This window comes from Bradyrhizobium sp. 31Argb (genome assembly GCF_043638955.1).
In the GTDB taxonomy this organism is placed as follows: domain Bacteria; phylum Pseudomonadota; class Alphaproteobacteria; order Rhizobiales; family Xanthobacteraceae; genus Bradyrhizobium.
The window spans coordinates 1-8,753 of sequence record NZ_JBEGDB010000318.1; the positions used below are offsets into that span (position 1 = coordinate 1).

Below are 8,753 nucleotides of genomic sequence, written 5' to 3' on the forward strand. Positions count from 1 at the left end.
AGAAAGGGATCAGGAGCGGTCAGTTTCCAACTAACAAACCGGTTCAAGCGGTCCCGCTCCGCGGGTCCATTTCAGTCGCCGCCACTCCTGGTGCAGGCCATGGTGACGCGGTCGGTCATGCTCTTCACGTTGAGTGCCAAGTTGATGCCGTTCGGCTAACGGCAATGGTAGCGGATACCACCGCCGAAGCCCCAGCCGTCCAGCGCGCCGTCCTTGATAATGCAATCCACATAGACGGACGCGCGTTGTCGCGCAACCAGAACCGGGCTGTCTCGGAGGCGCCACGTTGCTTGGAATTGGTCTAATGAAGAACAGGAAGAAAAACCCCGCCTCCACGAATGGAAGGCGGGGTTGAAGTTCATTGGGTAAGAAATCCGCACGCAATGGATAAGTTCAAGGCGCGGGACGTAGCGTTTAGAATCTTATCGTGACGAAAGCTGCCGGCAACCTGAATAAAGCGCCGAGCGCGAGGGAGATTTTCCCGACGACGACAGAGAAATTCCCGACGTGTGGGACCACCAACCAGAGCGGATACCGCTTCGCGTGAGAGAACACGTCAAGACAAGAGTCTAGTGGACCACGTCAAGCTTGACGTTGCTGAGACCCTTGCCGACCATTCCGAGTTCTTGCGCGGCGGAATAGGAGACGTCGACGACTCGTCCCCGCACATACGGTCCGCGGTCGTTGACCCGCACCGTCACCGAACGGCCGCTCTTGACGTCGGTGACGCGAAGCTTGGTGCCGAACGGCAAGGTCGGATGCGCCGCGGTCAATTCGTTCTTGTCGAACTTCTCTCCGCTCGCAGTCTGCGAGTCCTCGCTGTAGAAGCTCGCGACACCCTGGGATGCGACCTTGGCATCGCCGCCCTTGCGCGACGCCAGGCGCGTATGCTTCCGCATCGCCGCTACCCGCCTCTTCATCGCTACCGCCGCCGTGCGGGTGTGCACGTACGATGCCTGCCTGCTCGCGCCGATTTCCGATCGTTGGCTGACGACGGTTGACTGCGCACAGGCCGCCAATGAAGCGGCCCCGAGAACCACCGCGATGAGCCGCGTGGCTCTCCACATAGAACCGGATGAGACCAGGTGCGCATCAACCTGCGCGCGCCCCCTGATGTCGACGTACGAATTTGCGGCAGCGTCGAACCACATGTTGCATCCCCAACTCGCGCCCCTAGCCCAAGCCGAAATCCAACGTCGTTAAGGGCGGACTCCAATCGGGCTTAACCGGGGCAGGAAGCGTCGGGCACGCTTGCCGTTGCACGATTCCCGCAAGGTGTGGTGATTGCGCCACAGCCGGCGCTGTCATTATGGGCGGGCTGCATACGAAGCATGCTGGCCCAGAATCCAATGGGCCGCAGGCACAACGCGAAAATGGATTCCGGTTGCGGCGCTAACGCGTCGCCCCGGAATGAGGGATGGTGAGTTGGCTTAGATCAAGTCAGCCGCGGCGCGGGCTGAACGGTCCGATCGCCGCCGTGCCAGCAGCAGGCGGCAGCACGACGACGGTCGCGCCCGGCTTCACCCGGCCAAACAGATCGATCACGTCGGAATTGGCCATGCGGATACAGCCGGACGAGATCGCCTGCCCAATGTATTCCGGCTGATTGGTGCCGTGGATGCGGTACAGCGTGTCCTTGTTGCCCTGGTAGAGATAGAGCGCCCGCGCACCGAGCGGATTAGCAGGGCCACCGGCGACACGCGACGGATAAGGTCCGAGCCGCTCCTGGATATCCTTGGTCGGAACCCAGTCGGGCCACTCGGACATGCGGCCAACGGTAGCGACCCCGGAGAAGGCCATCGCCTCCTCGCCCACCGCCACGCCGTAGCGGATCGCTTTGCCATCGGGCAGCACGTAATAGAGATAGCGCGCATCGGTATCGACCAGGATCGAGCCCGGCTGTTCCTTGCGCGTGTAGTCGACGATATGGCGCTGGAACTGCTCCGGAATGGAAGCCTGCGCGTAAGGCGGATGGGCCAACAATTGCCGATCGCGCGGCGTCATGCTGGCATCTGTGGATGGCGACAGCGTCGTCTGCATGCAGCCGGCGAGCGACACCGCCCCCGTCAGCAAAACTGCGAGCCCCAATCTCGACACCGCACGTCTCCCCTGCGTTAACCTGTTACCTAGTTGCTGCCAGAATAGTGCTGAAATCATGGCAAAGGCTGTGGAAACACGTCTGTTTGATTGCGTCAGCACGTTCTGCCTTGCCTCGGTTGCACGGCGCGAGTGTCGACGCTAGCCTCCTCAAAAAACAGGAGGTTCCCAAGGATGCGCTATACTTTGTTGATCGCAGGGCTGTTGCTTGCTGCTCAGCCCGCGCAGGCCGATCCGCGCTCGGCCTATGTCACGCTGGTGCTGCAGGCGTTTGCCGCCAAGGTCGAGTGTCCCAACACCGACCTCGTCTATCAGGACCTGGTGCAGAAGGCCGAGGAGATGCACCTGCCCGATGGCACCACGGAGAAAGTGCGCAAGGCGATCGCGTTCATGCACACCGGCGGCAAGATGGGCGAGCGGCAGGACGACGAGCTCATGGCCGAAGTCGCGGTCGCCACCCAGGCGACTGATCTCGACCAGCGGCGGCTGGGGATGACGACCTGGTGCGAAGCGCAGAAGACTCACCTCGCCGGCTTCATCCGTCCGAAGAACTAGCACGCCCTCTTCCGCGACTGATTCCCGAGTTCCGGGGAAGCCAGTCGCCGTGGGCGGCCCCAGACTCTCCCTCCTCTTGCCTTGCTTTGGTCACACCTGGCTGGAGTCGTGGGGCTGGGCAGAGGATGGTTGACGTAGTGTAAATCCGCCGGCCGCTTCCAGAGCGGGTGGCATTGGACTGAAGATGGAGCGCCAATGCTTTCCACGCTGAACGCTAATCCTGCTAAAGAATCCGATCCGCACGATGTTTTCGTGATCGACCCTGAAGTCGTGCTCGCCGCGCGCGGAGATCGTGCACCGCCAACGCGTGCCGAAGTGAACCAGGCGCCGGCACCGCAGAGCTACGTGGCAACCGGCGCCTCGGCGCCATCGCTCGATACCGCGTTTCGCGTGACGGCCAGCGATCACATCCAGCTCCCGAGCGAGCCTTCACCGCTCGCCAAATGGGCCAGGCGCGCCGCGATGGGCTTCCTGTTCGCTCTGCTCAGCGCTTTCGCGGCGGCGGCCTGGAAGCATCATGGCGACACCGCCAAGCAGATGATTGCGGACTGGATACCGCAGGTCTCGCTGTTGTCGTCGTTGTCTTCGTCACCGCCGGGTAACTCGACGGCGCCCGCGGAGCAATCCGCCCCGCCCGCCGATCAGGCGGCTACAGAGCAGCCGGCCCCACCCGCCGTTCAAACCGCCTCGACCGATCAGGCGGTCGCTCAGCCGGACACCCCTGCTCAGGCACAGCCTGCGCAAGCCGCCGCGCCGGCGACCGCCGCAGCCCTTCCACCTGATACCGCGCAGTTGCTGCAGTCGATGGCGCACGATCTCGCGACGATGGGCCAACAGATCGAGCAACTCAAAGCCAGCATCGCGCAGCTCAAGACTGGGCAGGATCAGATCGCCCGCGACATGGCCAGGAATTCCGAGGCCAGGGTTTCGGCACAAGCCGTGCAGCCGCGCCCGGCGCCGCCGCCGCGGCCGGTCGCAGCGCCCGTGCGCAGGCCGAAGCCGCCGGCATATCCGCCCGCGCAAACCGCCGCTGCAGCTCCGCCCCTGCCGCCACCGCCCGCGCCGGCTCCGCTGCAAACGGTGCCCGAGCCGCCGGCGCAAGATGGCGGACCAGTGGTGCGTCCGCCAATGCCGGTGCGATAGCTTGTCAGCTCTGGTTGGGGCCGCGCATGATCTTCATGGCGGCTTCGATGTGGCGCCATTCGCGGGCCTCGTCGGCCTCGCCCTGGCTCTCGCAGGCTTGCGCCTTCTGCGCCGCACGGGCGATCGCCTCAAAGCCGTGCTGCTCCAACATCTGCCGCGCGATCACGTGAATCTGCGTCTCTGGCATCATGTCGCTCTCCCGATGTTGCCTGCGCCGGTCGTCACACCGTTCTGGTTAGGCCGCAGTTTGTTCTAAACCGCCGAACGACAGCCTCGTTCCCCGGGCCTTGGCTCATCGGTCATTTTCCGATTGTTAAGCAAAGTCCGGCGCATCGGGCCGTTCGGCAAAAATTTTCCACAATTGCTTCTAGAAAAATCTGCATCGAAAGGAGAACCTCCGATGCGGATTGCAGCAGTGATCTTCGCCGGTTCGGTGGCCGCGCTCGCGCATTTTGCGACGCCGGTCCTCGCGAAGAACTCGGAAACCCAGCCGGACGCCCAGAAGGCCGACGACAAGCAGGCGACATCGCCCTGCCGTGCCTATCAAAAAGCAGCCGACGGTTCATGGCAGCAGATGCCCTGCCAGGAGATGGGCGCGCCTGCCGAAACCAAGCGCAAATCAGCCACGGGAAATTCGGATCAGCGAACGCGTTAGTTAGGGGCCCTCGCCTCAACTCAGTAAGGCGGCTGCTTGCGCGCCCGCTGCTCCTTGGCGGCTTCGACCCACCAGATGAGGTCATCGGCGAAGCGCGGAAAGGCCCGCTCCAGCGCCTTGCCGCCCTCGCCGATCGGTTTTCCGTCCGCCGACAGCGTCTGCGCGATCGGTCCAACGCCGATCGTGCTTGAAATCACCACCATGCCCATCTCAGAGAGCGTGCCGTGCCAGGCGGTCGCGGCGCGCGCGCCGGAGAGGCGGCCGGCGGAATAGCTTGCGATCGCGGCAGGCCGCCAGAACCACTCCTCCAGGAAATGATCGGTGAGGTTCTTCAGCCCCGGCTGGATGCCCCAATTGTATTCGCCGGTGATGAACACGAAGCCGTCGGCCTCGCGGATCTGGCCCGCAAGCTTCTCCAGCGCAGCAGGCGCCGCGCCCTTCGGATATTCCTTGTACATGCGGTCGAGCATGGGCAATCCGACCTCCTTGGCGTCGATGAATTCGACGTCCTCGCCGCGGGCGCGCAGACCCTCGACCACGAAGCTCGCAAGCCGAATGCCCATGCGGTCGGAGCGATAGGAGCCGTAGAAGACGAGGATGCGATGAGCCATGCCGGCCACTCCGATCGGAAAGCGTAAACGCGGATTTAATCCGCGCTGGTTACCATGGAACCGAATGCTCCTCTATCGTCCAGAATGGCACCAGTCAGATGAAAATCGGAACCCTCCTGACCACCGCTATCGTCTCGCTGTCCGCCGTGGGCGGCGGACTCGCCGTCTATGTCGCGGTCTCGAAATACCAGACCATGGAGAACGTGTCGGTAGCGCAGGAGCGACTCGCAATCGTGCGCGCGATCAGTGACATCCCGCGCTATCTTAATTCGGAGCGTGGCTTCGCCACCAACATCCTGTTTGGGCCGCCGACGGTCGATCCGAAGCAGCGGGCCGATCTGAACGAGAAGGTGCGCACAGCGACCGATCGCGCCCGCGACAAGATGATGGCGCTGCGCAAAGCGCTGCCCGGTTCGCTCGAGGACGGCCAAGCGATCGGCGCCGGCATCGATGGAGTGAACGCACAATTCAACGCGCTGCGCGAGGCGATGGACAAGGCGATCGACGGCCCAGCGGAAGCGCGCAAGGACGCCGCCAAGAAGATCGTCGCCGACAATGCGGTGCTCAACAATGCCGCAGCGTCCCTGCTCGACGGCCAGGTGCGCAAGATGGCCCTGATCGACGGCGACGCCTATCGGCAGGCGGTCTACGCCAATATCGCCTGGTCGCTGCGCGACGTCGGCGGCTTCAATGCGAGCCAGCACAAGAACCTCGTCGGCGCCAGGCGTGCGGCGACCGAGACCGAGAAGGTCGATCTCGCCCGCGCTCAGGGCCGCGCGGACCAGGTGCTGATGTCACTGCAGGAACTGCGCGGCAATCCCAACCTGCCCGCCAATGTCGCAGCCGCACTCGACCGCATGAACGAGGCCTATGTCGAGCGGTTCGGCAAGGAGCTGAAGCTCGTGAAGGAAGGCGCGGCCAGCGGCAAGTACGAGCACGACGTCGATGCCTTCTACGTGGAATCGCAGCATGGGCTCAATTCGATCATCGGGGTGCGCGACGCCTTCTATGACAATGCCGAGCAGGTGCTCTCGTCCGCTTACTCCTCTGCACGCCTCAGCTTCCTGGTCGCGCTCGCCGGCCTCATCGCCGTGCTCGCGGCGAGCGTTGCGCTGGTCATGATGGTGCGCCGCCGGATCTGCAGGCCGATCGTGGAGTTGACCGCCAGGATGTCGCGGCTTGCCGCCGGCGACGTTGCGGACGAGATCGTCGGCGCCGAACGCAGCGATGAGATCGGCGCGATGGCGCAGGCCGTGCGCGTCTTCAAGGATAACATGATCAAGGCCGATCGCCTCGCGGCCGAGAAGGAAGCCGAGAACCAGGTCAAGATGCGCCGCGCGCAAGTGCTCGACAACCTGACCCACACGTTCGAGGAGAAGGTCAGCGAGCTCGTCGGCGGGCTCTCAGCCGCCTCTGCCACCATGGAGGAGACCGCGCAGTCGATGTCCTCGACGGCGTCAGCCACCAACCGGCAGGCGGCTGTCGTGGCGGCGGCCTCCGACCAGACCTCGACCAATGTGCAGACGGTCGCGAGCGCGACCGAAGAGCTGACGTCCTCGATCTCGGAAATCGGCCGCCAGGTCACCCAGTCGACCGAGATCGCGGCGCGCGCTGTGGACAACGCCCGCCGCACCGGTGATACCGCCCGCTCGCTCGCCGAAGGTGCACAGAAGATCGGCGATGTCGTCACGCTGATCCAGAACATCGCAGCGCAGACCAACCTGTTGGCGCTGAATGCGACGATCGAGGCCGCGCGCGCCGGCGATGCCGGACGCGGCTTTGCCGTGGTCGCCTCGGAGGTGAAGTCGCTGGCCGGCCAGACCGCGAAGGCGACCACCGAAATTTCCGAGCAGATTGCCACCATTCAGGCCGCGAGCGACGAGACGGTGAAGGCGATCCAGAACGTCGTCGACGTGATCACTGAGATCGACCAGATCGGCACCGCGATCGCCGCCGCGATCGAGGAACAGGGCTCGGCCACCAAGGAGATCTCGCGCAGCGTCCAGGAAGCGGCGCGCGGCACGCAGGAAGTCAATTCGAACATTTCCGGCGTGCAGCGTGCCGCCGACGACACCGGATCCGCCGCCAGCCAGGTACTCGGCGCCGCCGAACAGCTTTCCGCGCAGTCGCGCGATCTCGCCGGCCAAGTCAACCGCTTCCTGGCGGAAGTCCGGGCGGCGTAGTCGCGGGTATGGGTTGTCGATTTGGCGGAGGAATCCGCGCGCTACCAACTTGATTGGCGCAAGATTCCGATATCCAATCCGCCCCGCTATTTTGGCAAACAGGGAGAGAAGCCCATGCTCAAACGGATATTGTTGGTAGCGGTCGTCACCACCTTTGCGATCGGCTCGGCATTCGCGCAGGAGTCCTGCGAGACCAAGGCCGTCGGCAAGGACGGCAAACCGCTGTCGGGCGCGGCAAAGACCTCGTTCATGAAGAAATGCACTACCGAGTCCTGCGAGGCCAAAGCGGTCGGGTCCGATGGCAAGAAGCTCGCCGGCGCCGCCAAGACCAGCTTCATGAAGAAGTGCCAGAGCGGCGCATAACCGCGCGGCCCAGCTATTCAGGATCGCCGCGACTTCGAAAGTGTCTCGGACGGCGATTCGCCGAAATGCGACCGGTATATCCTGGAGAAGTCGCTGAGGTGCCAAAAGCCACAGGCGAGCGCACAGGCCTTGACGCTGTGGGCGCCGGCCAAGAGGTTTTGGCGAACGAGCCACAGCCGCCGCAGGCGGAGATATCGGTGCAGGCTCATCCCCCGATAGCGCTGCACCGCATCGTGCATGGTACGCACTGATACGCCGATCTCCCTGGCAAGGTCGCCGCTATAGATCGGCCGTGCGAGATCGCTGGACAGGACAGCCTGCACATCCTTGAAAACCTTGAACTGCCGGGCAGCGTTCGCCCGCGCCGTCCACTTTGCCGGCACGACCTCGGCGAACGCATGGTCGATCGCAGCCATCAGGGATTCGCGGATCGCAACCGCTACTCCGGGAACCTCAGGCGCTTCAGCTAGGTGCGGCGCGATCGCCAGGATCTCCCGCACCAGTTGGCGCAGCCGCCGTTTCGCCGTCTCGCTGGTTTCATAGAGATTGAAGCTCAGCCCAGTCTTCGGCCACCCGCGATCCTCGACCTTAGGCTTGAAAACGATCGAGGCATACTGCCGGGGGGTTCTCTCAAGGGCGCTATAGGCAGCCCCACCGCTGCCGATCACCAGCAACGACCGATCGTGCTCGATACCATTGAAGCGAATGGCAGCGCCCTCATCCATCGGGAACCCGACGGCGGTCGTGTTCGGCGCAAGCTGCACGTCGATGACCCGTGGAAACGCCTTGGTGTAGTTAAGGTCGCAACCCGGCAAGTTCAGGATGGTTTGCTCGGCCGAAATCTCCCGGGCAAGCGGAATGCACTCCACCTGCACGTTTCGAATAAAGCTCCGAAACGTGTCGATATCATCGAATCGAAATATCTTCGGCACCAGCGTTAGCGCCGGTGAATGATCGTTCATTTAAAATAGTTCTTGTAAGAGCAACACCAGTCGGTGGCACGGCAATTACGCCGCACCGCAAAAAAAGCGGGCGATCTTCGCTCGACGACTCGTCTCGTACTCTTCTTCTATCGCATTGCCTCATCAAGAATGTTACCGGAGAACTGACCGTCAGGATTGGGGCGGCGACACCGAATCGGATCGG

General features: G+C 63.4%; 10 protein-coding genes. 5 read left to right on the top strand and 5 right to left on the bottom strand.

Going from position 1 to position 8,753, the window contains the following annotated elements:
* Positions 1 to 569 precede the first annotated feature (569 nt).
* Together AAFX91_RS35775 and AAFX91_RS35780 are read right to left on the bottom strand one after the other, a co-directional pair.
* Complete coding sequence (locus AAFX91_RS35775; RefSeq protein ID WP_245476804.1) at positions 570 to 1,067, bottom strand: septal ring lytic transglycosylase RlpA family protein; 498 nt, start codon at positions 1,065 to 1,067, stop codon at positions 570 to 572.
* Positions 1,068 to 1,440: 373 nt separating this feature from the next.
* Entirely contained in the window at positions 1,441 to 2,040 is a 600-nt protein-coding gene (locus AAFX91_RS35780) for a L,D-transpeptidase (RefSeq protein WP_207234670.1), read from the bottom strand.
* A gap of 231 nt (positions 2,041 to 2,271) precedes the next feature.
* On the opposite strand from AAFX91_RS35780, the gene AAFX91_RS35785 reads away from it, so the two are divergent.
* Both AAFX91_RS35785 and AAFX91_RS35790 read left to right on the top strand, forming a co-directional pair.
* Complete coding sequence (locus tag AAFX91_RS35785; RefSeq protein ID WP_394569664.1) at positions 2,272 to 2,652, top strand: hypothetical protein; 381 nt, start codon at positions 2,272 to 2,274, stop codon at positions 2,650 to 2,652.
* A 195-nt stretch (positions 2,653 to 2,847) separates the two neighbouring features.
* Positions 2,848 to 3,795: a hypothetical protein gene (locus AAFX91_RS35790; protein WP_394569665.1), complete on the top strand. Its 948-nt coding sequence runs from the start codon at positions 2,848 to 2,850 to the stop codon at positions 3,793 to 3,795.
* Between the two features lie 4 nt (positions 3,796 to 3,799).
* On the opposite strand, the gene AAFX91_RS35795 is transcribed toward AAFX91_RS35790, so the two are convergent.
* Complete coding sequence (locus tag AAFX91_RS35795) at positions 3,800 to 3,985, bottom strand: hypothetical protein (protein ID WP_130582662.1); 186 nt, start codon at positions 3,983 to 3,985, stop codon at positions 3,800 to 3,802.
* A gap of 120 nt (positions 3,986 to 4,105) precedes the next feature.
* Between AAFX91_RS35795 and AAFX91_RS35800 the strand changes: the two genes are divergently transcribed.
* A complete protein-coding gene (locus AAFX91_RS35800; RefSeq protein ID WP_394569666.1) occupies positions 4,106 to 4,450 on the top strand; it encodes a hypothetical protein in 345 nt (114 codons plus the stop codon).
* A 20-nt stretch (positions 4,451 to 4,470) separates the two neighbouring features.
* Here the strand turns inward: AAFX91_RS35800 and AAFX91_RS35805 are convergent, their stop codons facing one another.
* Complete coding sequence (locus AAFX91_RS35805; RefSeq protein WP_130582664.1) at positions 4,471 to 5,061, bottom strand: NADPH-dependent FMN reductase; 591 nt, start codon at positions 5,059 to 5,061, stop codon at positions 4,471 to 4,473.
* Between the two features lie 98 nt (positions 5,062 to 5,159).
* Between AAFX91_RS35805 and AAFX91_RS35810 the strand changes: the two genes are divergently transcribed.
* A complete protein-coding gene (locus tag AAFX91_RS35810) occupies positions 5,160 to 7,244 on the top strand; it encodes a methyl-accepting chemotaxis protein (RefSeq protein ID WP_394569667.1) in 2,085 nt (694 codons plus the stop codon).
* 114 nt (positions 7,245 to 7,358) lie between these two features.
* Positions 7,359 to 7,607, top strand: a complete 249-nt coding sequence (locus AAFX91_RS35815; protein ID WP_028165843.1) for a hypothetical protein — start codon at positions 7,359 to 7,361, stop codon at positions 7,605 to 7,607.
* Between the two features lie 17 nt (positions 7,608 to 7,624).
* Here the strand turns inward: AAFX91_RS35815 and AAFX91_RS35820 are convergent, their stop codons facing one another.
* Positions 7,625 to 8,569 (bottom strand): AraC family transcriptional regulator, encoded by a 945-nt coding sequence (locus tag AAFX91_RS35820; protein ID WP_282530501.1) that lies wholly within the window; start codon positions 8,567 to 8,569, stop codon positions 7,625 to 7,627.
* Positions 8,570 to 8,753 lie beyond the last annotated feature (184 nt).